The sequence below is a fragment of the Exiguobacterium sp. KKT215 genome, assembly GCF_055635335.1.
This window is the reverse complement of the sequence record NZ_CM145756.1, coordinates 120,075-145,000: the sequence shown is the minus strand read 5'-3', so window position 1 is coordinate 145,000 and position 24,926 is coordinate 120,075. Positions and strand designations below refer to the sequence as shown.

42 protein-coding genes (1 of these 42 only partly in view) are annotated in these 24,926 nt (G+C 48.0%); all 42 read right to left on the bottom strand.

The window, feature by feature from the left end:
* Positions 1–129, bottom strand: partial view of an Mrp/NBP35 family ATP-binding protein gene (locus tag ACZ2GZ_RS00815; protein ID WP_021066632.1) — the start only. 903 nt of this gene lie to the left of the window's left edge; the window shows 129 of its 1,032 coding nt (coding positions 1–129); the start codon lies at positions 127–129; the stop codon falls past the left edge of the window.
* 142 nt (positions 130–271) lie between these two features.
* Positions 272–664, bottom strand: coding sequence for a 30S ribosomal protein S9 (gene rpsI, locus ACZ2GZ_RS00810; protein WP_021066631.1), 393 nt, complete (start codon positions 662–664; stop codon positions 272–274).
* A gap of 25 nt (positions 665–689) precedes the next feature.
* Positions 690–1,127, bottom strand: coding sequence for a 50S ribosomal protein L13 (gene rplM / locus ACZ2GZ_RS00805; protein ID WP_021066630.1), 438 nt, complete (start codon positions 1,125–1,127; stop codon positions 690–692).
* Positions 1,128–1,281: 154 nt separating this feature from the next.
* A complete protein-coding gene (gene truA / locus ACZ2GZ_RS00800) occupies positions 1,282–2,022 on the bottom strand; it encodes a tRNA pseudouridine(38-40) synthase TruA (RefSeq protein ID WP_214716271.1) in 741 nt (246 codons plus the stop codon).
* On the bottom strand, positions 2,019–2,810 hold the full coding sequence (locus tag ACZ2GZ_RS00795; RefSeq protein WP_058765108.1) for an energy-coupling factor transporter transmembrane component T family protein: 792 nt from the start codon (positions 2,808–2,810) through the stop codon (positions 2,019–2,021). Before ACZ2GZ_RS00795 ends, truA begins: the two co-directional genes overlap by 4 nt.
* Entirely contained in the window at positions 2,807–3,685 is an 879-nt protein-coding gene (locus ACZ2GZ_RS00790) for an energy-coupling factor transporter ATPase (RefSeq protein WP_214716274.1), read from the bottom strand. The genes ACZ2GZ_RS00795 and ACZ2GZ_RS00790 overlap by 4 nt, the downstream gene beginning before the upstream one ends.
* Complete coding sequence (locus ACZ2GZ_RS00785; protein ID WP_021066626.1) at positions 3,661–4,497, bottom strand: energy-coupling factor transporter ATPase; 837 nt, start codon at positions 4,495–4,497, stop codon at positions 3,661–3,663. The genes ACZ2GZ_RS00790 and ACZ2GZ_RS00785 overlap by 25 nt, the downstream gene beginning before the upstream one ends.
* A gap of 69 nt (positions 4,498–4,566) precedes the next feature.
* Positions 4,567–4,920: a 50S ribosomal protein L17 gene (rplQ, locus tag ACZ2GZ_RS00780; RefSeq protein WP_012727650.1), complete on the bottom strand. Its 354-nt coding sequence runs from the start codon at positions 4,918–4,920 to the stop codon at positions 4,567–4,569.
* Between the two features lie 24 nt (positions 4,921–4,944).
* Complete coding sequence (locus tag ACZ2GZ_RS00775) at positions 4,945–5,889, bottom strand: DNA-directed RNA polymerase subunit alpha (protein WP_021066625.1); 945 nt, start codon at positions 5,887–5,889, stop codon at positions 4,945–4,947.
* Between the two features lie 92 nt (positions 5,890–5,981).
* Positions 5,982–6,377, bottom strand: coding sequence for a 30S ribosomal protein S11 (gene rpsK / locus ACZ2GZ_RS00770; protein WP_021066624.1), 396 nt, complete (start codon positions 6,375–6,377; stop codon positions 5,982–5,984).
* Positions 6,378–6,393: 16 nt separating this feature from the next.
* The gene (gene rpsM / locus ACZ2GZ_RS00765; protein ID WP_021066623.1) at positions 6,394–6,759 is read right to left on the bottom strand and encodes a 30S ribosomal protein S13; all 366 of its coding nucleotides are present in this window, start codon (positions 6,757–6,759) and stop codon (positions 6,394–6,396) included.
* Between the two features lie 19 nt (positions 6,760–6,778).
* Complete coding sequence (gene rpmJ / locus ACZ2GZ_RS00760; protein WP_003156543.1) at positions 6,779–6,892, bottom strand: 50S ribosomal protein L36; 114 nt, start codon at positions 6,890–6,892, stop codon at positions 6,779–6,781.
* A 30-nt stretch (positions 6,893–6,922) separates the two neighbouring features.
* Positions 6,923–7,141: a translation initiation factor IF-1 gene (gene infA, locus ACZ2GZ_RS00755; RefSeq protein ID WP_021066622.1), complete on the bottom strand. Its 219-nt coding sequence runs from the start codon at positions 7,139–7,141 to the stop codon at positions 6,923–6,925.
* A 105-nt stretch (positions 7,142–7,246) separates the two neighbouring features.
* Positions 7,247–8,005, bottom strand: a complete 759-nt coding sequence (map, locus tag ACZ2GZ_RS00750; RefSeq protein WP_021066621.1) for a type I methionyl aminopeptidase — start codon at positions 8,003–8,005, stop codon at positions 7,247–7,249.
* Complete coding sequence (locus ACZ2GZ_RS00745; protein WP_029594431.1) at positions 8,002–8,652, bottom strand: adenylate kinase; 651 nt, start codon at positions 8,650–8,652, stop codon at positions 8,002–8,004. The genes map and ACZ2GZ_RS00745 overlap by 4 nt, the downstream gene beginning before the upstream one ends.
* A gap of 78 nt (positions 8,653–8,730) precedes the next feature.
* Positions 8,731–10,020: a preprotein translocase subunit SecY gene (secY, locus tag ACZ2GZ_RS00740; RefSeq protein WP_021066619.1), complete on the bottom strand. Its 1,290-nt coding sequence runs from the start codon at positions 10,018–10,020 to the stop codon at positions 8,731–8,733.
* Entirely contained in the window at positions 10,020–10,460 is a 441-nt protein-coding gene (gene rplO, locus ACZ2GZ_RS00735) for a 50S ribosomal protein L15 (protein WP_021066618.1), read from the bottom strand. The genes secY and rplO overlap by 1 nt, the downstream gene beginning before the upstream one ends.
* Before the next feature lie 31 nt (positions 10,461–10,491).
* A complete protein-coding gene (gene rpmD / locus ACZ2GZ_RS00730; protein ID WP_021066617.1) occupies positions 10,492–10,677 on the bottom strand; it encodes a 50S ribosomal protein L30 in 186 nt (61 codons plus the stop codon).
* A 15-nt stretch (positions 10,678–10,692) separates the two neighbouring features.
* Positions 10,693–11,193 carry a 30S ribosomal protein S5 gene (gene rpsE / locus ACZ2GZ_RS00725; protein WP_021066616.1) on the bottom strand — a complete coding sequence of 167 codons (501 nt, stop codon included), beginning with the start codon at positions 11,191–11,193 and terminating at the stop codon, positions 10,693–10,695.
* A 20-nt stretch (positions 11,194–11,213) separates the two neighbouring features.
* Positions 11,214–11,576, bottom strand: a complete 363-nt coding sequence (rplR, locus tag ACZ2GZ_RS00720; protein ID WP_012727661.1) for a 50S ribosomal protein L18 — start codon at positions 11,574–11,576, stop codon at positions 11,214–11,216.
* Between the two features lie 34 nt (positions 11,577–11,610).
* Complete coding sequence (rplF, locus tag ACZ2GZ_RS00715) at positions 11,611–12,150, bottom strand: 50S ribosomal protein L6 (protein WP_021066615.1); 540 nt, start codon at positions 12,148–12,150, stop codon at positions 11,611–11,613.
* A gap of 33 nt (positions 12,151–12,183) precedes the next feature.
* A complete protein-coding gene (rpsH, locus tag ACZ2GZ_RS00710; RefSeq protein ID WP_021066614.1) occupies positions 12,184–12,582 on the bottom strand; it encodes a 30S ribosomal protein S8 in 399 nt (132 codons plus the stop codon).
* A 31-nt stretch (positions 12,583–12,613) separates the two neighbouring features.
* Positions 12,614–12,883 (bottom strand): 30S ribosomal protein S14, encoded by a 270-nt coding sequence (gene rpsN, locus ACZ2GZ_RS00705; protein ID WP_021066613.1) that lies wholly within the window; start codon positions 12,881–12,883, stop codon positions 12,614–12,616.
* 20 nt (positions 12,884–12,903) lie between these two features.
* Positions 12,904–13,443: a 50S ribosomal protein L5 gene (gene rplE / locus ACZ2GZ_RS00700; protein WP_016508927.1), complete on the bottom strand. Its 540-nt coding sequence runs from the start codon at positions 13,441–13,443 to the stop codon at positions 12,904–12,906.
* A gap of 32 nt (positions 13,444–13,475) precedes the next feature.
* Positions 13,476–13,784 carry a 50S ribosomal protein L24 gene (gene rplX / locus ACZ2GZ_RS00695; protein WP_021066612.1) on the bottom strand — a complete coding sequence of 103 codons (309 nt, stop codon included), beginning with the start codon at positions 13,782–13,784 and terminating at the stop codon, positions 13,476–13,478.
* Between the two features lie 37 nt (positions 13,785–13,821).
* A complete protein-coding gene (gene rplN / locus ACZ2GZ_RS00690) occupies positions 13,822–14,190 on the bottom strand; it encodes a 50S ribosomal protein L14 (protein ID WP_012727667.1) in 369 nt (122 codons plus the stop codon).
* 43 nt (positions 14,191–14,233) lie between these two features.
* Complete coding sequence (gene rpsQ, locus ACZ2GZ_RS00685; RefSeq protein ID WP_021066611.1) at positions 14,234–14,494, bottom strand: 30S ribosomal protein S17; 261 nt, start codon at positions 14,492–14,494, stop codon at positions 14,234–14,236.
* A 33-nt stretch (positions 14,495–14,527) separates the two neighbouring features.
* Complete coding sequence (gene rpmC / locus ACZ2GZ_RS00680; protein ID WP_012727669.1) at positions 14,528–14,731, bottom strand: 50S ribosomal protein L29; 204 nt, start codon at positions 14,729–14,731, stop codon at positions 14,528–14,530.
* A complete protein-coding gene (gene rplP / locus ACZ2GZ_RS00675; protein WP_016508922.1) occupies positions 14,718–15,155 on the bottom strand; it encodes a 50S ribosomal protein L16 in 438 nt (145 codons plus the stop codon). The genes rpmC and rplP overlap by 14 nt, the downstream gene beginning before the upstream one ends.
* A 32-nt stretch (positions 15,156–15,187) precedes the next feature.
* Positions 15,188–15,847 (bottom strand): 30S ribosomal protein S3, encoded by a 660-nt coding sequence (gene rpsC / locus ACZ2GZ_RS00670; RefSeq protein ID WP_021066610.1) that lies wholly within the window; start codon positions 15,845–15,847, stop codon positions 15,188–15,190.
* A 13-nt stretch (positions 15,848–15,860) separates the two neighbouring features.
* On the bottom strand, positions 15,861–16,193 hold the full coding sequence (gene rplV / locus ACZ2GZ_RS00665; RefSeq protein WP_021066609.1) for a 50S ribosomal protein L22: 333 nt from the start codon (positions 16,191–16,193) through the stop codon (positions 15,861–15,863).
* 20 nt (positions 16,194–16,213) lie between these two features.
* Positions 16,214–16,489 (bottom strand): 30S ribosomal protein S19, encoded by a 276-nt coding sequence (gene rpsS / locus ACZ2GZ_RS00660; protein WP_012727673.1) that lies wholly within the window; start codon positions 16,487–16,489, stop codon positions 16,214–16,216.
* Positions 16,490–16,555: 66 nt separating this feature from the next.
* Positions 16,556–17,386, bottom strand: coding sequence for a 50S ribosomal protein L2 (gene rplB, locus ACZ2GZ_RS00655; RefSeq protein WP_021066608.1), 831 nt, complete (start codon positions 17,384–17,386; stop codon positions 16,556–16,558).
* 34 nt (positions 17,387–17,420) lie between these two features.
* Positions 17,421–17,702, bottom strand: a complete 282-nt coding sequence (gene rplW / locus ACZ2GZ_RS00650) for a 50S ribosomal protein L23 (protein WP_021066607.1) — start codon at positions 17,700–17,702, stop codon at positions 17,421–17,423.
* On the bottom strand, positions 17,702–18,325 hold the full coding sequence (rplD, locus tag ACZ2GZ_RS00645; protein ID WP_021066606.1) for a 50S ribosomal protein L4: 624 nt from the start codon (positions 18,323–18,325) through the stop codon (positions 17,702–17,704). The genes rplW and rplD overlap by 1 nt, the downstream gene beginning before the upstream one ends.
* A gap of 28 nt (positions 18,326–18,353) precedes the next feature.
* Positions 18,354–18,980, bottom strand: coding sequence for a 50S ribosomal protein L3 (rplC, locus tag ACZ2GZ_RS00640; RefSeq protein WP_021066605.1), 627 nt, complete (start codon positions 18,978–18,980; stop codon positions 18,354–18,356).
* A 61-nt stretch (positions 18,981–19,041) separates the two neighbouring features.
* Positions 19,042–19,350, bottom strand: coding sequence for a 30S ribosomal protein S10 (rpsJ, locus tag ACZ2GZ_RS00635; protein ID WP_021066604.1), 309 nt, complete (start codon positions 19,348–19,350; stop codon positions 19,042–19,044).
* A 378-nt stretch (positions 19,351–19,728) separates the two neighbouring features.
* Complete coding sequence (locus ACZ2GZ_RS00630; RefSeq protein WP_214716276.1) at positions 19,729–20,238, bottom strand: hypothetical protein; 510 nt, start codon at positions 20,236–20,238, stop codon at positions 19,729–19,731.
* A 109-nt stretch (positions 20,239–20,347) separates the two neighbouring features.
* Positions 20,348–21,535: an elongation factor Tu gene (tuf, locus tag ACZ2GZ_RS00625; RefSeq protein WP_021066602.1), complete on the bottom strand. Its 1,188-nt coding sequence runs from the start codon at positions 21,533–21,535 to the stop codon at positions 20,348–20,350.
* A 115-nt stretch (positions 21,536–21,650) separates the two neighbouring features.
* The gene (gene fusA / locus ACZ2GZ_RS00620) at positions 21,651–23,729 is read right to left on the bottom strand and encodes an elongation factor G (RefSeq protein WP_029594429.1); all 2,079 of its coding nucleotides are present in this window, start codon (positions 23,727–23,729) and stop codon (positions 21,651–21,653) included.
* A 116-nt stretch (positions 23,730–23,845) separates the two neighbouring features.
* On the bottom strand, positions 23,846–24,313 hold the full coding sequence (gene rpsG / locus ACZ2GZ_RS00615; RefSeq protein WP_021066600.1) for a 30S ribosomal protein S7: 468 nt from the start codon (positions 24,311–24,313) through the stop codon (positions 23,846–23,848).
* Positions 24,314–24,361: 48 nt separating this feature from the next.
* Complete coding sequence (rpsL, locus tag ACZ2GZ_RS00610; RefSeq protein ID WP_012727683.1) at positions 24,362–24,784, bottom strand: 30S ribosomal protein S12; 423 nt, start codon at positions 24,782–24,784, stop codon at positions 24,362–24,364.
* Positions 24,785–24,926: the final 142 nt, after the last annotated feature.

The following is a 24,926-nucleotide window of genomic DNA, read 5'->3' as shown; positions in this document are numbered from 1 at the left end:
GACTTTAACACTGACATAATCTTCTTTAATGCGAATATCCTTCACGCCAGCTGTATCTCCAAGCGTACGGTTGATTGTTGGATCGATCAACCCCGCCAATTCTTCACGAACTTGTTCTACTGTAAGCATGTGGTTTCCCCCTAATTTCTGTCTCGCTAACAGTATATCAAAAAAAGCGTTTTCTTGAGGGAACGGAATGCAACAATTTCATGAGCAACAAAAAAACTCTCCGCCCCAATGGACAGAGAGTTTGAACCAAATTGTTCGAAGATTAACGCTTCGAGAATTGTGGTGCGCGACGTGCAGCTTTAAGACCGTATTTTTTACGTTCTTTCATGCGAGCGTCACGAGTCAAGAAGCCTTTTTCTTTGAGGCTTGGACGGAATTCTGGGTCCGCTTGAAGAAGCGCACGTGATACGCCGTGGCGAATCGCTCCAGCTTGTCCTGTGAATCCACCACCGTTAACGTTAACGATTACATCGTATTTACCTTCTGTTTCAGTCAATACGAGTGGTGATTTTGCCATCATGATCAAAGTCTCATGACCGAAGTATTCTGAAATATCACGGCCATTTACAACAACTTTGCCGTCACCTGCAACGAGGTGAACGCGAGCCACCGAGTGTTTGCGGCGGCCTGTTCCGTAGTAACGTACATCTGCCATCGTTTAGTTCCTCCCTGTGTCCCGATTAACCGCGAAGTTCGTAAACTTCTGGTTTTTGTGCTGCGTGGTTGTGCTCAGCTCCAGCGTAAACGTGGAGTTTGTTGAATGATTGACGTCCAAGTGATCCTTTTGGAAGCATCCCTTTGATTGCGAGTTCAAGCATACGCTCTGGACGTTTTGCGAGAAGCTCTTTTGCAGTTTGTGATTTCAAACCGCCTGGATGACCTGAATGACGGTAGTAAATCTTGTCGTTCAATTTGTTACCAGTCAAGTGGATTTTCTCAGCGTTGATGATGATGACGTGGTCTCCGCAATCAACGTGTGGTGTGAAAGTCGGCTTGTGCTTACCGCGAAGAAGTGATGCTACTTCACTAGTCAAACGACCAAGTGTTTTGCCTTCTGCGTCGATAAGGAGCCATTTGCGTTCTACTTCAGATGCTTTTGCCATGAATGTCGTGCGCATGTGGAATACCTCCTAAAATGTCTGTTTACTTAATTTTTTTAGTGCTTGTTTGATGCTTTATCATAATCCTAGTTTACGGGGCTAAGATTGTGGTTCATCTCTCAATGTGAAAATGAAATGCCAATGAATATAATACGATTTTATAGGGGGAATGTCAATCTACTTTTTCATAATTCACATTCCACAAATATAGACCGTGCGGTGGGGCTGTAATCCCAGCGCTACGCCGGTCTTTAGAAGCGAGCATTCGACTCACATCTGCCGGCTCATATTTCCCTCGCCCGACCTCAAGCAACGTACCTACCATAATCCGAACTTGGTTATAGAGAAAGCCCGAGCCGACGAATCGGAAGTACATCTCATCGCCTGCTTCAACGAGCTCCGCTTCATAAATTGTTCTGACGCGGTCCTCCACTTCCGCCTTCGTCACCGAGAAGGACGTGAAGTCGTGGGTCCCGACTAATAGACGAAGCGCCTGGCGCATCCGCTCATGATCGAGCGTATACGTGACCGTCACGGCATGGTTGCGTCGGAACGGATCGGCGTCGGAACGGAAGAAATAGCGATACTCTTTCCGTTTCGCCCCGTAGCGTGCGTGAAACGAAGCATCGACTTCTTCAGCCGCTTGGACGAGGATATCATCCGGTAACATCGCATTCAACGCTTTAACGAACCGGTCGACCGGCATCGAGAGGTGCGTATCGAAGTGCAAGACTTGCCCTCTCGCGTGGACCCGAGCATCCGTACGCCCTGAGGCCACGACTTTCACGGCTCGGCTATGCATCCGCGCCAAGACGGCCTCCACTTCGGCTTGAATCGTGTTTCCATTCGGTTGTACCTGATAGCCTGCATAGTTCGTCCCGTCATACGCTACCGTCAGTTTGATTCGCTTCATCCAATCCCTCGCAATCCGATTAGAATGAGTGTCACGATGACGAAGATGAGGAGTAACGCCGTATCACGGCGATGCCACGTCATCTCACGCAACCGTGTCCGCCCTTCACCCCCACGGTACCCTCGAGCTTCCATCGCCGTAGCGAGGTCCTCAGCACGTTTAAACGCAGATACGAATAAAGGGATCATGAGCGGGACGACCGCCTTGAGGCGATCCATGATTGGACCGCTCTTCAAATCGACCCCTCGCGCCTGTTGGGCCTTCATGATCCGATCCGTCTCGTCGGCCAACGTCGGCAAGAACCGGAGCGAGATGGACAACATGAGGGCGATCTCATGGGCTGGTACCCGGAACCGCTCTAACGGACGGAGCCCGGCCTCAATCGAGTCGGTCAGTTCCATCGGCGTCGTCGTCAGCGTCACGAGCGTCGTCAACATGACGAGATAGAAGAAACGGAGCGAGACGATTAAGCCCATGCGGACACCTTCCGAATAAATGGCGAACGGTCCGAATGAAATCAACTCGGTTCCCTCGCGATTAAAGAACAACTGCAACAACAGCGTAAATAGAATCAGGAATAGAATCATCTTCAGTCCGTTCCATAAATACCGCCACGACAGTTGAGACAATCGCACGGCGAACAACGTGAAGGCCAGCAAGAATACATTCGTCCACAAGTTATCCGCCAAAAAGACGACGGGAATGAAGGCGAGGATAAACAACGTCTTGGCTCGCGCGTCGAGTGTGTGGAGCCACGAATGTCCGGGAATGTACTGTCCGATAATCAAGTCGCTCCCCCCCTTCCTAGCTCGAGCGCGATCCAGTCCGCCAATTCGGTCTCTGTTCGGAGAGACGGTGTGGCAACCCCAAACACAGGGGCGAGTTCATTGGCGAAACGGAGCACGTGTGGAATCTCGAGCTGGAGCGTCTCGACAAGCGCCTCGTCTTTGAATAAGTCGAACGGATCTCCGTCAAAGGCGACCTGTCCGCGTTCCATGACGACGACACGTTCCGCATAGGCCAACACGTCATCCATATCGTGCGAGACAAGGATGAGTGTCAAATCAAGTTCTTGTTTTAATCGTTTGAATAACGCCAGCATCTCGCGACGGCCGAGCGGATCGAGCCCTGCCGTCGGTTCATCCACGACGAGAACGTCCGGACGGCTCGCGAGTACTCCGGCGATGGCGACACGGCGCATCTGTCCGCCCGAGAGATCGAACGGTGAACGGCTCCAAAGAGCTTCATCGAGCCCCACAAGGCGTAAGGCGACATGAGCCCGTTCTTTCGCTTCGTCTTCAGACGCCCCGAAGTTACGTGGACCGAACATGACGTCGCGTTCGACCGTCTCTTCAAATAATTGATGTTCCGGATATTGAAAGACGAGCCCAACGCGGCGCCGAAGCGGGAGTAAGCTTTGCTTTTTATCGCGACGCTTCGTGATTGCACGGACTTCGATGTCATCGACGACGACACGACCTTTTGTCGGCCGCAACAGGCCGTTCATATGTTGAACGAGCGTTGATTTTCCAGAGCCGGTATGGCCAAGAAACGCAACAAGCGCCCCCGACGGAATCATCACATTCACATCGCGCAGCGCGGTTCGTTCAAACGGAGTATTCAATTGATATTGGTAAGTCACTTCTTCAATGCTAATCGGCATAGATGGTTCACCAACTCCGAATGTTGTAGCATCAGACGATCGAGTGGTATGCCCCGTTCCTTCAGTTCGAGTTGCATCCGGACAATAAACGGTACGTCGAGCTGAATGGCTCGTAACGCCTCCGGATTTTGAAACACGTCTTCGGGTGTGCCGGTCATCGCAATCTTGCCTTTCGACAACGCAATGATACGGTCGGCAAACAACACTTCGTCGAGCTCGTGGGTAATGGCGACAACGGTCATCCCTTCTGAGACGAGCTGTTGCACCGTTTCAATCACCTCTTTGCGCCCAATCGGGTCGAGCATCGAGGTAGCTTCATCGAGCACGAGGACATGCGGGCGCATTGCGAGAGCCGAAGCAATCGCAACACGCTGCTTTTGTCCACCGGATAACTGATGCGGTTCACGGTCCGCTAGTTCCGATAATCCAACGCGCGCTAGACTGTCATCAATTCGACGAACCATTTCTTGACGTGGAAGTCCCATGTTTTCGAGAGAGAATGCCACATCATCGCGCACGGTCGCCCCGACAAACTGGTTGTCGGGATTTTGGAAGACGACACCGATCCGTTTCCGAACGTCCCACACGTCTGTGGCGTCCGTTGGATCGAGTGTCTCAACCCGGACCTCTCCTTCTTGAGGAAGCAAAAGCCCATTCCACAACTTCGTCAAAGTCGACTTTCCAGAACCGTTATGGCCAACGATTGCGAGCCATTCCCCTTTGTATACGTCGAGTGACAACCCATTGAGGGCTGGCTCGGTCTGTCCCGGGTAACGAAACACGATATCGCGTACCATAATTTGAGATTCCATCTGCCGACTCCTTTCCGATGTGGAAACAGGGCAATACGTCACCGCATGCCCTGTTGACTGCCTAATGAATTAGACGAGTTCGATGATTACGACTTCCGCACCGTCACCGCGGCGTGGGCCGACTTTCATGATGCGTGTGTATCCACCTTGACGTTCAGCGTAGCGTGGTGCCACGTCTTCGAACAATTTTTGGATTGCGTCTTTTTCTCCAGCGTTCTCTTTGCGAACGAATGAAGCTACTTGACGACGGGCATGAAGATCGCCACGTTTCCCAAGAGTGATCAATTTTTCAACGACTGGGCGAAGTTCTTTCGCTTTTTGTTCAGTTGTTTGAATGCGCTCGTTGATAATAAGGTCAGTTGCAAGATCACGTAAAAGTGCCTTACGTTGCGAGCTTGTACGGCCGAGTTTCGAATAAGCCATTACATTTCCCTCCTTCGTTTGAACTTAGTCTTCTTTACGCAAGCCCAAACCGAGTTCGTCCAACTTGAGTTGAACTTCTTCGAGTGATTTACGTCCGAGGTTACGAACTTTCATCATCTCTTCCTCTGATTTGTTTGCGAGTTCTTGAACCGTGTTGATGCCAGCGCGCTTCAAGCAGTTGTACGAACGAACTGAGAGATCGAGTTCTTCAATCGTCATTTCGAGTACTTTTTCTTTTTGGTCTTCTTCTTTCTCGACCATAATTTCTGCATTGAGAGCTTCGTCAGTCAAGCCAACAAAGATGTTCAAGTGTTCTGTCAAAATTTTCGCCCCGAGCGATACCGCTTCTTCCGGACGGATTGAACCATCTGTCCACACGTCTAATAGAAGCTTATCGAAGCTAGCATCTTGACCGACACGTGTTTTATCTACTTCGTAGTTCACGCGTTGAATCGGTGTGTAGATCGAATCGATTGGAATTACGCCAATCGGCATATCATCACGTTTGTTATCTTCTGCCTGGACGTAACCACGACCACGGCGAGCAGTCAAACGCATGCGAAGCGTCGCGTTGTCAGCGAGAGTCGCGATGTGGAGCTCAGGATTCAAGATTTCAACGTCGCTATCATGGGTAATGTCTGCCGCAGTGACAGCACCGGCACTTGAAACGTTAATCTCAAGCGTTTTCTCTTCGTCCGAGTACACTTTGAGTGCTAACTTCTTGAGGTTAAGTACGATTTGCGTGACGTCTTCGACGACTCCGTCAATCGTAGAGAACTCATGAAGTACGCCATCGATTTGAACCGCTGTTACCGCTGCACCAGGGAGCGATGACAAAAGAATTCGACGTAGTGAGTTGCCGAGAGTAGTGCCATATCCACGTTCAAGCGGTTCCACCACGAATTTACCAAACGTAGCATCCTCGCTGATTTCGACCGTTTCGATCTTTGGTTTTTCAATCTCGATCATCTGAACCCCTCCTTGAGTGTATCCTGCCATGCAGCGCGAGCTGCATTGTATATGCTGTTTGTGCTAGGTAAGCCCTTCACACGCACAAGCGATTATACGCGGCGACGTTTTGGAGGGCGGCAACCGTTGTGCGGAACTGGTGTTACGTCACGGATTGCAGTTACTTCAAGACCAGTAGCTTGGAGGGCACGGATAGCCGCTTCACGTCCAGCACCAGGACCTTTAACGTTAACTTCTACTGTACGCATACCGTTGTCCATTGCAACTTTCGCTGCAGTTTCAGCAGCCAATTGTGCTGCGAACGGAGTCGATTTACGTGATCCTTTAAATCCAAGGTTACCAGAAGTAGCCCATGAGATCGCGTTACCTTGCGTGTCAGTGATTGTAATGATTGTGTTGTTGAAAGTAGAACGGATGTGTACCACACCGACTTCAACATGTTTTTTGACTTTACGTTTTGAACGTACATTTTGCTTACGTTTCGCCATTGTTCAATTCCCTCCTTTACTTCTTCTTGTTCGCTACTGTACGGCGTGGGCCTTTACGAGTACGCGAGTTGTTCTTCGTGTTTTGTCCGCGAACAGGGAGACTACGACGGTGACGAACACCGCGATAAGCGCCGATTTCGATCAAACGTTTAATGTTGAGTGAAACTTCACGACGAAGGTCACCTTCAACTTTGATTCCGTCAATTGCTTCACGGATACGGTTGATTTCGTCTTCTGTCAAATCACGTGTGCGTGAATCTTCAGATACGTTTGCAGTCTTCAAAATTTCTTGTGCTCTTGTTTTACCAATACCAAAGATGTATGTGAGCGAAATAACGATACGTTTTTCGCGTGGAATATCTACACCAGCAATACGTGCCATGTGTGCACCTCCTCTTAGATTAACCTTGTTTTTGTTTGTGTTTCGGGTTTTCGCAAATTACCATTACTTTACCCTTACGACGAATAACTTTACATTTTTCGCAGATCGGTTTTACCGACGGTCTTACTTTCATGATTATACCCTCCTCCTGGAAAAATCGGAGTTACTTGTAACGGTACGTAATCCGCCCGCGAGTCAAGTCGTACGGAGACAACTCGACAGTTACGCGGTCACCTGGAAGGATTCGAATATAGTGCATCCGAATTTTCCCTGAGACGTGCGCGAGCACCGTGTGGCCGTTTTCTAACTCCACTTTAAACATTGCGTTTGGAAGTGGTTCGACAACAGTGCCTTCCACTTCAATGACATCTTGTTTCGCCATCATTTATTCCCCTTTCTATATGAAGATATTTAGGAGCACAGACGATCTATCGCATTGTACTGTGAGAGAAGGATCCGTTACGGATCAGCACGAAGCAATAGAGCCTCATTCACCGGAATCGAGTTTCGTTAAAATCTCGTATCCATCGTCTGTGATGGCGATGGTGTGCTCAAAGTGGGCGCACATGCTACCGTCCACTGTCACAACTGTCCAGTTGTCAGCCAGTGTTCGAACATAGCGTTGACCAGCATTGACCATTGGTTCAATGGCTAACGTCATTCCAGTCTTCAGGCGCGGCCCTTTCCCCGGTGGACCATAGTGCGGAATTTGCGGTTCTTCATGCAAATTTTGTCCGACACCATGACCGACGTATTCGCGGACGACAGAGAAATCATGAGATTCCACATACGCTTGAATCGCATGCGAAATGTCTGTCAGACGCTGCCCAGCCTTAGCGTGCTCCAATCCTTTATACAGACTTTCTTCAGTTACGTCAAGTAACTGCTGCGTCTCTGCTGAGATTGTTCCCACTGGATACGTCCAAGCGGAATCTCCATGGTATCCGTTATAGTAGGCACCGATGTCGATTGAGATAATATCTCCATCGTTCAATACCCGCTTTCCGGGAATCCCATGAACAAGCTCTTCGTTCACTGAAGCACAAACGCTACCGGTAAACCCGTTGTAGCCTTTGAACGACGGTGTCGCACCTTGGCTGCGAATGTATTCTTCCGCGATCCGGTCGAGCTCAAGCGTCGTAATACCTGGTTTGATGTGCTCTTTGAGCACCTGGTGTGTTCGAGCAACAATTTGCCCAGCCTCACGCATAATCGCTATTTCACGAGGCGTCTTCGTGATGATCATTCAGTACCACCGAGTAACGCTTTGACATCGGCGTATACGACATCGATTGGACGATCTCCATCCAATGTACGAAGATACCCTTTTTCAGCGTAAAAGTCAATGAGTGGTTTCGATTGCTCGATGTTGACGTCAAGGCGACGGCGGACCGTTTCCTCTTTATCGTCTTCACGTTGCATGAGAGCCGACCCATCCACATCACAGATGCCTTCCACTTTAGGTGGGTTGAAGATCACATGATATGTCGCACCGCACGTCGGGCAGATCCAACGACCTGTCAAACGCGGGACGAGAATTTCCGCATCCACATCGATATTCACGACATGGTCAATCTGTTTTCCCAAATCTTTAAGCAAACTTTCGAGTGCCTCTGCTTGAGCAACAGTACGCGGGAATCCATCGAGTAGGAAGCCGTTTTTCGTATCATCTTGACTCAAACGCTCACGTACGATTCCGATTGTTACCTCATCCGGTACGAGTTCGCCTTTATCCATGAACGATTTTGCTTCTTTGCCGAGTGGCGTTCCGCCTTTGATTGCCGCACGAAACATGTCGCCTGTCGAAATGTGTGGGATTTGGTACTCTTCGACGATTTTAGCCGCTTGAGTCCCTTTCCCTGCACCCGGTAAGCCCATGAGTACTAGATTCATCTCAGTTAGCCTCCAGTTTTGATTTTCACAACACGTCGTAAACACGACAGGAAGGAAGGGTGTACCCTTCCTTCCGCTTTAACGGATAAAGCCTTTGTAGTGTCGTTTTACAAGTTGACTTTCGATTTGTTTCATCGTTTCGAGGGCTACCCCGATCACGATCAACAAGCTCGTTCCTCCGATTTGCACCGAAGTTGGGAGACCGGCAAGCTTAATGAAGATTGTCGGCATGATCGCAACGAGCGATAGGAAAATCGCTCCGAAGAATGTCAAACGATAGAGCAACTTCGTGATGTACTGTTCTGTTTGCGCCCCAGGACGAATCCCAGGAATATAGCCACCTTGCTTCTGCAGGTTTTCTGCCATCTGTTCAGGATTGACCTGAATGAATGTATAGAAGTAAGCGAACGCGATGATGAGCGCTACGTAGATTGACATTCCGATTGGAGCTGTCGTATCGAAGTAGGTCTGCAACTTCTGCGTCGTTTCCGGAGAAGCAATGAAGCTTGCAACAGTTGGTGGTGTCACCATGAAGGAAATCGCGAAGATAACCGGGATGACACCGGCAGCGTTTAGTTTGATTGGCAAGTGCGTCGACTGTCCGCCCACAGGGGTACGGTTCGCCGTGCGTTTTGCGTATTGAATCGGAATTTTGCGAGCGGCCTGTTGAACATAAATGATCCCCATGGTCACCGCAAGGATAACGAGCAATAGCACAACCAAGTAAACGATGTTAATGAATAACGCATCTCCAGCATTTTGGAGCTTCGTCTCATAAATCTGCGTGAAGATTCTTGGGAACCCAGCGACGATACCGGCGAAGATAATGATGGAAATACCATTCCCAACACCTTTCTCCGTCGTCATCTCACCAAGGAACATCAAGAACGCCGTACCGGCAGTCAGTACGATCGCGATCACGAAATAGGTTGCCGTGCCCCACGTCTCATTGACGAGACCTGGATAGAGGCGGTTAAATCCAAACGACAATGAAGTCGCTTGAATAAACCCTAAGATGATCGTCCCATAGCGCGTGACCGTCGCTAGCTTTTTACGTCCAGACTCGCCTTGTTTTGCCCATTCGGCAAACTTCGGAACGACGTCCATTTGTAAGAGCTGCACAACGATCGATGCCGTAATATACGGCATGATCCCCATTGCGAACAGGGAGAAGTTCTGTAAAGCATTTCCTCCAAACAAGTTCAAGAAGTCGAGTAGACCTCCTGAGTCAAAACGCAACACATCCGTATTCACCATCGGCACCGGGATATGGGCCCCGATGCGGAAAATGATGATGATTGCGAGTGTGAAGAGAATACGCTGTCGAATATCTTTCACGCGCCACATATTGGAGATCGTCTGAAACATCAGATCACCTCAACTGAACCGCCAGCTGCTTCGATCGCTTCTTTCGCTGCACCCGAGAATTTGTTGGCTTTTACAGTCAATTTTGTTTCAAGCTTGCCGTTAGCAAGTACTTTGATTCCGTCTTTAGCAGAGCTGACAACACCAGTCTCGATTAAGAGTTCTGGAGTAACTTCAGTACCTGCTTCGAAACGGTTAAGCGTGTCTAGGGAAACAACTGCATACTCTTTACGAGTAGGGTTGTTGAAACCGCGTTTTGGAAGACGACGGTAAAGTGGGTTTTGCCCACCTTCAAATCCTGGACGAACGCCACCGCCCGAACGAGCTTTTTGACCTTTATGTCCACGGCCAGAAGTTTTACCGTTACCAGTCGCCATACCGCGACCGACACGGTTGCGTTCGTGACGCGAACCTGGAGTTGGCTTCAATTCATGGAGTTTCATAGTGGCACCTCCTTATTTAGTAAGATCTTTATTATTCGTTGATTTCGTTTACAGTCACAAGGTGCGACACCTTTTTGATCATACCACGCATCGCTACGTTGTCAGGGACAACGACAGTCTGATGCATTTTACGAAGACCGAGTGTACGTACTGTTACACGCTGATCCTCAGGACGACCAATAGTGCTGCGTGTGAGGGTGATTGCGAGTTTCGCCATGTCTAATTCCCTCCCTTATTTAAGAAGTTCTTCTACGCTTTTACCGCGTAGTTTAGCAACTTCCTCTGCTTTTTTAAGCTCTGTCAAGCCTTTAACCGTCGCACGGACGATGTTGATTGGTGTGTTAGATCCAAGCGATTTCGAAAGGATGTCACCTACACCTGCAAGTTCGAGCACTGCACGAACCGGTCCACCTGCGATAACCCCAGTACCTTCAGAAGCTGGTTTCATGAATACACGACCTGCTCCGAATACTCCTGTGATTTCGTGTGGAATTGTTGTACCAACCATCGGTACTTGAACCATGTTTTTCTTAGCGGCTTCAATAGCCTTGCGGATCGCTTCTGGCACCTCTTGTGCCTTACCTGTACCGAAACCGACGTGACCATTCTTGTCACCTACGACGACGAGAGCGGCGAAACGGAAGCGACGGCCACCTTTCACGACTTTCGCGACGCGGTTTACGGTAACAACGCGTTCTTCAAGTTGTTCCATGTTAACGTCTAACTGGCGCATCGAGTGTCCCCTCCTTTTTGTTAGAATTTAAGACCTGCTTCACGAGCTGCTTCAGCAACAGCTTTGACGCGGCCATGATAGAGGTATCCACCACGGTCGAACACAACAGTGTCGATACCTTTCTCGAGTGCACGTTCAGCTGCAAGTTTACCAACAGCTTTCGCTGCTTCAACGTTGCCGCCGTTTGTAAGATCGAGAGCTTTATCTTTCGAAGATGCTGACACAAGCGTTGTTTGTGCTGCATCATCGATGAGTTGAACGTAGATGTGCTTGCTCGAGCGGAATACGTTCAAACGTGGACGAGCTGCTGTCCCCGTGATCGTACGACGTACACGAGCATGACGTTTCTTACGAACTGCATTTTTGTCTGCTTTTGTGATCATTTATGCCACTCCTTTCCGTTCATTTCGTGACGAATTACTTACCAGTCTTACCTTCTTTACGGCGAATACGTTCATCAGAGTAACGAACACCTTTACCTTTGTAAGGTTCTGGAGCACGGTACGAGCGGATTTGAGCTGCAACGTGACCGACGCGCTCTTTGTTAATCCCTTTAACGATGATTTGCGTGTTTGAAGGAACTTCAATCTCGATACCTTCTTCAGCAACGTACTCGATTGGGTGCGAGTAACCGAGGCTGAGGACGAGTTTGTTACCTTGCTTAGCTGCACGGTAACCAACCCCTGAGATCTCAAGTGTTTTCTGGAATCCGTTAGACACACCTTCCACCATGTTGGCGATAAGGGCACGTGTCGTACCGTGGATCGTACGGTTCTCTTTCGAGTCATCCGGACGAACAACAGTCAATTCGTTTTCTTCAACTTTGATTTCCAAGGCTGGGTTAGCTGAAAGCGAAAGTTCACCTTTAGCACCTTTTACTGTGACCGTGTTGTCTTCTGCAACCGATACAGTAACGCCAGCTGGAATCGTAACTGGTTTTTTACCAATACGTGACATTGATTACACCTCCGTTCTTGTTAGAAAAGTGACTTACCAGATGTAGGCGAGCACTTCGCCGCCGACTTGTTGTTGGCGAGCTTCTTTATCAGTCATAAGACCTTTTGATGTCGAAAGAACTGCGATACCGAGTCCTCCGAGTACTTTTGGTACTTCATCTGCTTTTGCGTATACACGAAGACCTGGTTTCGAAATGCGTTTGAGACCAGTGATAACACGTTCGTTGCTTGCTCCGTACTTAAGGAACAAACGAAGTGTACCTTGCTTAGCGTCCTCGATATATTCAACATCGCGAATGAAACCTTCACGCTTGAGGATCTCTGCAACCTCACGTTTGATATTAGAAGCTGGAAGCTCTAATTTTTCATGGCGAACCATGTTAGCGTTACGGATACGTGTAAGCATATCTGCAATTGGGTCTGTCATTACCATGCGATGTACCTCCTTTCACACTGTTAGTGGATTACCAACTTGCTTTTTTAACACCAGGGATTTGACCTTTGTATGCAAGATCACGGAACTTGATACGGCTGATCCCGAATTTACCCATGTAACCATGTGGACGACCTGTGATGCGGCAACGGTTATGAAGACGCACAGGTGAAGAGTTACGTGGCAATTTGCTGAGTCCGATGTAGTCGCCTTCAGCTTTCAATTGTGCACGTTTCTCAGCGTACTGGGCAACGAGTTTCTCGCGTTTTTGTTCGCGATTCACCATTGACTTTTTAGCCATGTTGTCGACCTCCCTTTAGATTATTTTTGGAATGGCATTCCGAGAAGTGTGAGCAATTCACGAGCTTCTTCGTCTGTGTTCGCTGTTGTAACAACAACGATATCCATACCGCGTACTTTTGTTACTTTATCGTAATCGATCTCAGGGAAAATAAGTTGCTCTTTCACACCAAGCGTGTAGTTACCGCGTCCGTCGAATGCTTTCTTCGATACACCGCGGAAGTCGCGTACACGTGGAAGTGAAACAGTTACCAATTTGTCGAGGAAATCGTACATACGCTCGCCACGAAGAGTAACCTTCGCACCGATTGGCATGCCTTCACGAAGTTTGAAACCAGCGATTGATTTCTTAGCCTTCGTTACGAGTGGTTTTTGACCAGAAAGAATTGATAATTCTTCCACTGCCATGTCAAGAGCCTTCGAGTTCGAAACAGCGTCACCTACACCCATGTTGATGACGATCTTGTCGACCTGTGGGACTTGCATAACTGAGTCATAGTTGAATTTATCCATCATCGCTTTCACGATGTCGCTTTTATACTTCTCTTGCAAACGGTTCATAGTCGAATGGACCTCCTTTCGTCACGTTCTTCTTATTTATCGAGTACTTCGCCCGATTTCGCGACACGAACTTTTTTACCATCGACTACTTTGAAACCAACGCGAGTTGGTTTGCCCGTTTTAGGGTCGAGTGGCATGACGTTCGAGACGTGAATTGGTGCTTCGATTTCAAGGATACCGCCTTGTGGATTCGCTTGTGATGGTTTCGAGTGTTTTTTAATCACGTTGATACCTTCTACGACTACGCGGTTCTTGCTTGGCATAGCTTTGAGGATAACCCCTTGCTTGCCTTTATCTTTACCAGACATTACCTGGACTGTATCGCCTTTTTTAACATGCATCGTTTTGCGCACCTCCTTATAGGATTGAAATTGGAAATTAAAGTACTTCCGGTGCCAACGAAACGATCTTCATGAATTCTTTTTCACGAAGTTCACGTGCAACTGGCCCGAAGATCCGAGTGCCGCGTGGGCTCTTGTCATCTTTGATGATGACTGCTGCGTTCTCATCGAAACGGATGTACGAACCATCTTTACGACGAGCGCCGCGTTTTGTACGAACGACAACTGCTCTGACAACGTCACCTTTTTTAACAACGCCACCTGGTGTTGCTTGTTTTACCGTTGCGACGATAATGTCACCGATGTTGGCAGTCTTACGACCTGAACCACCGAGGACTTTAATTGTCAACAGTTCACGCGCGCCAGAGTTGTCTGCTACTTTCAAGCGAGATTCTTGTTGAATCATGCGAGTGTACCTCCCTCCGGATGTTTATAGATCCGAACTGTTATTAGATGATTACTGACTCTTCTACTACTGTTACGAGACGGAAACGTTTGTCTTTAGAAAGCGGACGTGTTTCCGCGATGCGTACCACATCGCCGATTTTAGCGACATTGTTCTCATCGTGTGCTTTAAATTTCTTCGTGTAGTTTACACGTTTGCCATAAAGCTTATGACGTACTTTTGTTTCAACTGCAACGACGATCGTTTTGTCCATTTTGTCAGACACGACGCGTCCAGTGAGTACTTTACGCTTATTGCGTTCCATGAGTGTTACCTCCTCTTAAAGAATCCGATTAGATTAGCCGTTGTTGATGCCGAGTTCGCGTTCACGAAGAATCGTTTTAGCACGCGCAATCGACTTGCGTACTTCACGGATACGAGCAGGATTCTCAAGCTGACCTGTAGCCAATTGGAAACGAAGGTTAAAGAGTTCTTCTTTCCACTCGCCTACTTTACCGTTGAGCTCTTCAGTTGTTGATTGACGGAGATCAGTTGCTTTCATTCGTATCACCACCATTTTCTTCACGTTTCACGAACTTACATTTAACTGGAAGTTTGTGTGCAGCAAGACGAAGCGCCTCACGTGCTACTTCCTCAGATACACCCGCGATTTCAAACATAACTTTGCCAGGCTTAACTACAGCTACCCAGCCTTCTGGAGCACCTTTACCCGAACCCATTCGGACTTCGAGAGGCTTTTTCGTGTATGGCTTGTGTGGGAAGATCTTGATCCACACTTTACCACCACGTTTCATATAACGTGTCATTGCGATACGTGCTGATTCGATTTGACGGTTTGTGATCCAGCTCGCTTCGAGCGATTGGAGACCGAATTCACCGAAATGAACTGTTGTGCCGCGTTTTGCATTTCCGCGCATTTTACCACGGTGTACACGACGATATTTCACGCGTTTAGGTAACAACATAGTGTGTTGCCTCCTTCCTGAAAGAGTGTTTATTATTCAGCGTTTTTAGCTGTGTTGTTTTTTGTTGGAAGAACTTCACCATGGTACAACCAGACTTTAATTCCGATTTTACCATAAGTTGTGTCAGCTTCAGCTGTTCCGTAGTCGATGTCGGCACGGAGCGTGTGAAGTGGAACTGTTCCTTCCGAGTACTTCTCTGAACGAGCGATATCAGCGCCACCAAGACGACCAGAAACTTCTGTTTTGATCCCTTTGATGCCAGTGCGCATCGAACGTTGGATTGATTGTTTCATTGCACGACGGAATGACACACGGCCTTCCAATTGACGAGCGATGTTTTCAGCAACAAGTTTAGCGACAGCGTCCGCGTTTTTCACTTCAACAACGTTGATGTGAACACGTTTGCCTTCAGCAAGCTTGATGATGTTTTTACGGAGTGATTCGATTTCCGAACCACCTTTACCGATAACCATACCTGGTTTCGCAGTGTGAAGTGAAATGTTTACGCGATTTGCAGCGCGTTCGATTTCTACTTTAGAAACACTAGCATCCTTCATTTTGTTTTCGATGTATTCACGAATAACGAAGTCTTCATGAAGGAGATCTGCGTAGTCTTTCTCAGCGTACCAACGCGAATCCCAGTCTTTGATAATACCAACGCGAAGACCGTGCGGATTTACCTTTTGACCCACTACATATCCCTCCTTATTTCTCAGTTACCACGATGTGGATGTGGCTTGTGCGTTTGTTAATGCGGCTTGCGCGACCCATCGCACGTGGGCGGAAGCGTTTGAGTGTTGGACCTTCGTTGACGAAGATTTCCGACACTACAAGGTTCTCAATATTCATATCGTAGTTGTGCTCTGCGTTTGCAATCGCTGACTTCAATACTTTTTCAACGATTGGCGACGCTGCCTTGTTCGTGTGAGCAAGGACAGAGAGCGCTTCGCCGACTTGTTTCCCGCGAATTAAGTCTACAACGAGACGTGCTTTGCGAGGAGCAAGACGGACCATATTAGCTGATGCTTTAGCTTGCATGGATTTGACCTCCCCTCAAATTACCGTTTCGTTTTCTTGTCTGATCCGTGACCTTTGTACGTACGTGTTGGAGCGAATTCACCAAGTTTGTGACCGACCATGTCTTCTGTCACGAATACTGGTACGTGTTTACGACCATCGTGTACACCGAACGTGTGACCCATGAATTCTGGGAAGATTGTCGAGCGACGTGACCAAGTTTTGATGACTTGCTTCTCACCAGATTCGTTAAGTTTGTCAACTTTAGCGAGCAAATGGTGATCTGCGAATGGACCTTTTTTCAAGCTGCGACCCATGATAGAACCTCCCTTTGGAATGATTCGGGAACGGCCCTTTCGAACCGCCCGAGAATCATGTAGTAATTATTTCTTACGGCGACGAAGGATGTACATGTCGCTCGATTTGTTTTTCTTACGTGTTTTAAGACCAAGAGCTGGTTTACCCCAAGGAGTAAGTGGGCCCGAACGACCGATTGGCGCACGACCTTCACCACCACCGTGTGGGTGATCAACCGGGTTCATTACAGAACCACGTACTGTTGGGCGTTTGCCTAACCAACGTGAACGTCCTGCTTTACCGATGTTTACGAGTTCGTGTTCTTCGTTACCAACTGAACCGACTGTCGCGCGGCAAGTGCCGAGGAACAAGCGTGATTCACCTGATTGAAGACGAACGATAACGTACTTGCCGTCACGTCCTTGGATTTGTGCCGATGCACCAGCCGCACGAACAAGCTGACCGCCCTTACCAGGCTTAAGCTCGATGTTGTGGATAGTAGTACCGACAGGGATGTTCATAAGTGGAAGAGCGTTCCCCACTTTGATATCCGCTTCTGGGCCAGCCATGATTTCCATGCCTACTTTGATGCCCTTAGGAGCGAGGATGTAACGTTTCTCACCATCTGCATAGTTGATGAGGGCGATGTTTGCTGAACGGTTTGGATCGTATTCGATCGTAGCAACGCGTCCGACGATGCCATCTTTGTTACGTTTGAAATCGATGATACGGTATTTACGTTTGTGTCCGCCACCTTGGTGACGTACTGTCAAACGACCTTGGTTGTTACGACCGCCTTTTTTCGAAAGCTTTTCAGTTAACGATTTTTCAGGGCGATTCGTTGTGATCTCTGCAAAGTCGAGAGATGTCATGTTACGGCGACCGTTAGTGGTCGGCTTAAACTTTTTAATTGCCATCGAGGATTCCCTCCTTTTCTTCTAAGGTAGTAAATTAACCGAGGAAGTCGATTGTGTTGCCTTCAGCAAGAGTTACGATCGCTTTTTTACGACGCGATGTGTAACCAGAGTGACGACCGACACGTTTCGCTTTCGGTTTCATGTTCATTGTGTTTACCGAAGCAACTTTCACGTTGAAGATTGTTTCGATAGCGTGCTTCACTTGTGATTTAGTCGCTTTAACGTCGATCTCGAAAACGTATTTGTTAGCTTCCATGAGGCTAACAGAACGCTCAGTGATGATAGGACGTTTGATGATATCGTATGCTTGAGCCATTATGCAAGCACCTCCTCTACCTTCGCAACCGCATCTTTAGTGAAGATGACTTTGTCGTTAGCAACGAGGTCAAGAACGTTAACGCCGGCTGCTTCGATCACAGTCACTCCTGGGATGTTACGAGCTGCGAGAGCGATAGTCTCATTGTAGTCCGCTGTGACTACGAGAGCCTTACGTTCTACTGATAGGCCAAGAAGTACAGCGACCATATCTTTTGTTTTTGGTGCATCGAAAGCAAGGCCTTCGAGGACGATCATTTCGTTGTTTTTCACTTTTGACGACAAAGCCGAGAGAAGTGCAAGACGACGAACTTTTTTAGGAAGCTTGTAAGAGTATGAACGTGGTGTTGGACCGAAGACTGTACCACCACCAACCCATTGTGGTGAGCGGATAGAACCTTGGCGCGCACGACCAGTTCCCTTTTGTTTCCATGGTTTACGGCCGCCACCGCGTACTTCCGAGCGACCTTTCGTATCGTGAGTACCTTGACGGCGTGATGCTTGTTGCATAACGATCGCGTCATAAAGTACTGAGTCATTTGGCTCGATACCGAAGATGGCTTCTGCCAATTCGATTTCGCCAACTTGTGAACCTGTTTGGTTAAGCAAAGCTACTTTAGGCATTCGTAATTCCTCCTTTCCGTGCAGTTAATTAGTTACCCTTTACCGCTGTTTTGATGATGACGTTCGACTTGCGAGCGCCTGGGATTGCGCCTTTAACGAGTACAAGGCCGCGTTCCACGTCAACTTTGACAACTTCAAGGTTTTGAATCGTTTTACGCTCGCCACCCATTTGACCAGGAAGAAGCTTCCCTTTAAATACGCGGTTAGGAGCTACAGGACCCATCGAACCAGGACGACGGTGGTAGCGCGAACCGTGAGCCATTGGTCCACGTGATTGTCCGTGACGCTTGATCGCACCTTGGAATCCTTTACCTTTCGATGTACCTGTTACGTCTACTAATTCACCTGCAGCGAAAATGTCCGCCTTGATCTCTTGACCGATTTCGTATCCTTCTACTGAAGTACGAATCTCTTTGATGAAGCGCTTAGGTGTCGCACTTGCTTTCGCAGCGTGACCTTTTGCTGGTTTGTTTTGACGTGATTCTTTGATGTCTCCGAAACCGAGTTGAAGTGCCTCGTAACCGTCTGTTTCAACCGTTTTAAGTTGAAGAACGACGTTTCCTTCGACAGCAACTACTGTTACTGGTACGACTTCGCCTGCTTCGTTGAAGATTTGAGTCATACCGAGTTTTGTTCCTAAGATTCCTTTAGCCATGAGATACACCTCCTGTTTAATAATTATTGTCTCTTCTGGCTAGTATCTACTATATGAAGAATTAAAGTTTGATTTCGATGTCCACACCTGATGGTAATTCGAGACGCATAAGCGCATCAACCGTTTTTGGTGTTGGGTTAACGATGTCGATCAAGCGTTTGTGTGTACGCATTTCGAACTGTTCACGAGCATCTTTGTACTTGTGAACGGCACGAAGGATCGTGTAGATCGATTTGTCAGTTGGAAGCGGGATTGGTCCCGAAACCTTTGCACCTGAACGCTTCGCAGTATCAACGATTTTCTCAGCTGATTGATCGAGTACGCGATGGTCGTATGCTTTTAAACGAATACGGATTTTTTCATTTGCCATGTAAGTTTCCCTCCTTTGTCGCCTATTTTTAAAAATAGACAGTTCTCCGCGGAAATTTCCACACCGGCCATGGCAAAGCTGCCTGGCGTGTCATAACCTCCCGCTTCATCGCAGCGTGCTTGTGTCAGCAGAGGTATCCGATCATTGCAAATCAACGATTGGACCCGATTTCTGCTGTAAAGTCTCTCACCACTCGCACAAACACTTAATCATTATATCGAATCTACATATGAAATGCAAGATTTGATTTTTTAATTGTGCCGGATGTCTGATGAGTTGTTCAACGTTCACTAATGTAACAAGATTCGAACCCATTTGCAAGCTATTTTCCTTCTTTTGTTGAACTATTTCTTTCGAGAACCGCCGTGCCAACTCGACCTAGCGTTTCATATAGGTTCCGAAGCGTTCGGTGACGGCTTCAATGACCGAGGCGGGGGCTCGTTTGAGGCATGCTTGGACGATCCCTTCGTTGAGCTCATGCGTCTCAAAATAATCCGCCAGTCGATTAAGCTGATCTTCCCGACCGATGACCGTATACAGCACGACCCACTCTTCGAGCCGCATCCAGCTGCCGACCGGTTCAATGTAAGGATGCGTATAAATCCCATCGGTACACTTCATCCGGAAACTGGCCATCACATCGATGTCGCCCCCTTCAAACACATATTCACTAAAGTATGTCGTCATGTAGTCGGCATGCGGTTTCGTTTCGACTTTCTCGCCGACTCGGCTCAACACTTGATCCAATCGTTCGAATTGATCCGGCTCCACGAATACATCCAAGTCATTCGCCGTTTCGATGAGTCCATGATGCTTCAATAACGTCGATCCACCGAACCGACACGCAATCCCATTCAAGCGGCATAACGTCTCGACTTGTTTTTCCATCCTCGTCACCCCTTCCTGCAACATATGTCCCATCTTACCACGTCTCGCCATAAAACAAAAAAGCAGCCCGCAAAATGCGGACTGCTTGAAAGGTCAGTGTATCAATCGATTACTCGATGATTTCAGTTACTGAACCAGCGCCTACTGTACGGCCACCCTCACGGATTGAGAAACGTGTTCCGTCTTCGATCGCGATTGTAGAAATCAATTCGATCGTCAACTCGATGTTGTCTCCTGGCATTACCATTTCAGTACCTTCTGGAAGGTGAACGATACCTGTTACGTCAGTTGTACGGAAGTAGAACTGCGGACGGTAGTTCGCGAAGAATGGCGTGTGACGGCCACCCTCTTCTTTAGAAAGAACGTAGATTGAAGCTTTGAACTTTGAGTGCGGCGTGATTGAACCTGGCTTAGCAAGTACTTGTCCACGCTCGATGTCTTCACGTGATACACCACGGAGAAGAGCACCGATGTTGTCGCCAGCTTCAGCGTAGTCGAGAAGCTTACGGAACATCTCTACACCAGTACATACAGTTTTCTTAGTTTCTTCTGTAAGACCAACGATTTCAACTTCGTCGTTGACGCGGAGAACACCACGCTCAACACGACCAGTCGCTACAGTACCGCGACCAGTGATTGAGAATACGTCCTCAACTGGCATCATGAATTCTTTGTCCGTGTCACGAACTGGCTCAGGGATGTACTCATCAACTGCGTTCATGAGTTCCATGATTTTTTCTTCCCACTGTGGTTCGCCGTTAAGCGCGCCAAGTGCAGAACCTTTGATTACAGGGAGGTCATCGCCTGGGAAGTCGTACTCAGAAAGAAGTTCACGGATTTCCATTTCAACGAGCTCAAGGAGTTCTTCGTCGTCAACCATGTCAACTTTGTTCATGAATACGACGATGAAAGGAACACCTACTTGACGTGAAAGAAGGATGTGCTCACGTGTTTGTGGCATTGGGCCATCAGTTGCCGAAACAACGAGGATCGCGCCGTCCATTTGTGCAGCACCAGTGATCATGTTTTTAACATAGTCAGCGTGACCTGGGCAGTCAACGTGTGCATAGTGGCGTTTGTCAGTTTCGTACTCGATGTGAGCTGTTGCGATTGTGATACCGCGCTCACGCTCTTCAGGAGCACCATCGATTGCGTCAAACTTTGTAGCTGTTTTACCTTGTGCTTTTGAAAGTACAGCTGAGATCGCTGCAGTCAAAGTTGTTTTACCGTGGTCGACGTGGCCGATTGTACCAACGTTAACGTGCGGTTTAGAACGGTCGAATTTTTCTTTACCCATTCTAGATTCCTCCTCTATTAGACAATTAGTTTTTTATTTAACTAGGAAGACGTAGGCTACTTTTAACATACGTCCTCCTTAGCTTACAACAATCAATTAAGCGTTACAACCGTTATTAGCCGTTCGCTTTTTTGATGATTTCTTCTGCGATTGACTTCGGTACTTCTTCGTAGTGATCGAAGTGCATCGAGTACGTTCCGCGTCCTTGCGTACGTGAACGAAGCGATGTCGCATATCCAAACATTTCTGAAAGTGGAACCATTGCTTTAACGACTTGAGCGTTACCGCGTGCTTCCATACCTTCTACGCGTCCACGGCGTGACGTGACGTCACCCATGATGTCTCCCAAGTATTCTTCTGGGATAACAACTTCGACACGCATCATTGGCTCAAGGATTACAGCTTTCGCTTGTTCCTTAAGTTGTTTAACCGCCATCGAAGCAGCAACTTTAAACGCCATCTCGTTCGAGTCGACATCGTGGTACGATCCGAAGACGAGGGCAGCTTTAACGTCAACTACTGGGTAACCAGCGAGGATACCGTTTTCGAGAGCTTCTTCAATCCCGTTCTGAACAGCTGGGACGTATTCACGTGGTACAACACCACCGACGATCTTGTTCTCGAATGCGAATCCAGCGCCTTCTTCGTTCGGCTCGAATTCTACGACAACGTGACCGTACTGACCGCGTCCACCTGATTGACGTACGAATTTCGAATCGATCTTCGCAGCGCCACGGATTGTCTCACGGTAAGCAACTTGTGGTGCACCAACGTTAGCTTCTACTTTAAATTCGCGACGCATACGGTCAACGAGGATATCAAGGTGAAGCTCACCCATACCAGAGATGATCGTTTGACCAGTCTCTTGGTTTGTTTCAGTGCGGAAAGTTGGATCCTCTTCTGCGAGTTTCGCGAGGGCTTGACCCATCTTGTCTTGGTCAGCTTTCGATTTAGGCTCGATAGCGACCGAGATAACCGGTTCTGGGAATGTCATTGACTCGAGAACGACGTTGTCTTTCTCTGAGCAAAGCGTATCACCAGTCGTAGTATCTTTAAGACCAACGGCTGCGGCGATGTCACCAGCGAATACCATTGGGATTTCTTCACGGCTGTTCGCGTGCATTTGAAGGATACGACCGAGGCGCTCACGCTTACCTTTAGTCGAGTTCTTCACATACGAACCAGCTTGTGCTGTACCAGAGTACACGCGGAAGAACGTCAATTTACCGACGTAAGGATCCGTCATGACTTTGAACGCAAGTGCCGAGAACGGAGCTTCGTCAGAAGGCTCACGCGTGATTTCTTCTTCTGTGTCGAGGTTAACACCTTTGATTGACTCAACATCAACTGGTGATGGGAGGTAATCAACAACAGCGTCCAACATCAATTGAACACCTTTGTTTTTGAAGGCAGAACCAACGAGTACAGGGTAGAATTCTACGCTGAGTGTTGCTTGACGGATACCAGCTTTGAGTTCTTCGATTGAGATCTCTTCGCCTTCGAGGTATTTCATCATCAACTCTTCGTTGTAGTCAGCAACCGCTTCGATCAATTGACCGCGAAGTTCTTCAGCTTCGTCAGCCATGTCAGCTGGGTAGCCATCCGTTACTTCGATGTCAGTACCGAGGTCGTTCGTGTACATGTATGTCTTCTTCTCAACGAGGTCGATGATTCCTTTGAATTCATCTTCCGCACCGATTGGAAGTTGGATTGGATGTGCGTTTGCGTGTAAACGTTCGTGAAGTGTTTTCACCGAGTACAAGAAGTCCGCACCGATTTTATCCATCTTGTTGACGAATACGACACGTGGAACACCGTAAGTCGTCGCTTGACGCCATACAGTTTCTGTTTGTGGTTCAACACCTGACTGAGCGTCAAGTACCGCAACAGCGCCATCAAGTACACGGAGTGAACGTTCAACTTCAACTGTGAAGTCTACGTGTCCAGGTGTATCGATGATGTTTACACGGTGGCCATTCCACTGTGCAGTTGTCGCTGCAGAAGTGATCGTGATTCCACGCTCTTGCTCCTGCTCCATCCAGTCCATTTGTGAAGCTCCTTCATGAGTTTCACCAATCTTGTGGATACGACCTGTGTAATAAAGAATACGTTCAGTTGTTGTCGTCTTACCGGCATCGATGTGAGCCATGATCCCGATGTTACGAGTATTCTTTAGGGAGAATTCTCTTGCCATACTGGGTATTCTCCTTCCGCATGTGTTTTTCGTGTGCTGGCACACGATATGATTATACCCGAAAGCCACTCCATTAAGCCACCGCTTGGTGACGTGGAGTGGTCTTTACGTTTAACTTACCAACGATAGTGAGCAAACGCTTTGTTCGCTTCTGCCATCTTATGCATGTCTTCGCGTTTCTTAACAGACGCACCAGTGTTATTGGCTGCATCCATGATTTCATTCGCGATACGTTGCTCCATCGTTTTCTCGTTGCGGAGACGAGCGTAGTTCACGAGGTAACGAAGACCAAGTGTCGTACGGCGCTCTGGACGAACTTCAACAGGAACTTGGTAGTTTGCTCCACCAACACGGCGAGCTTTAACTTCAAGTACAGGCATGATGTTGTTCATTGCTTCTTCGAACACTTCCATAGGCTCTTTGCCTGAGCGTTCAGCGATGAGGCCAAATGCGTTGTAAATGATAGTTTGAGCTGTACCTTTTTTACCGTCTAACATGACACGGTTAATGAGGCGAGTTACCAATTTCGAGTTGTAGATCGGATCTGCGATAACGTCACGACGTTCTGCACGGTTTTTACGCATCCGAGTACCCTCCTTTCAAAATTTCAGTAGTTTTTAGTTTTGCGAGAATTACTTCTTCGCAGCTTTCGGACGTTTCGTACCGTATTTAGAACGGCCTTGCATACGTCCGTCAACACCTGCAGTGTCAAGCGCACCACGAACGATGTGGTAACGTACCCCTGGTAAGTCTTTTACACGTCCTCCACGGATAAGAACAACGCTGTGCTCTTGAAGGTTGTGGCCAATACCTGGAATGTACGCAGTCACTTCGATTTGGTTAGTCAAACGAACACGAGCATACTTACGTAATGCCGAGTTCGGTTTCTTCGGAGTCATTGTACCAACACGTGTACAAACACCACGTTTCTGTGGCGAGCTCACGTTAGTTTGTGACTTGATGAAACTGTTGTAACCTTTGTTAAGTGCTGGAGAGTCAGATTTAACGACTTTCGATTTACGTCCTTTACGGACTAACTGGTTGATAGTAGGCATCTTTGAAGATCCTCCCTTCCTGAATTATGCTATTTTCTAGACCCACCGACCCGGGTGGTTCATTTAAGGTCATAACGAAACGCTTTTACGAGGCGTAGGCATTCCATGACCTCGCAAAAACGTGAGTTATACCTTGAAAGTG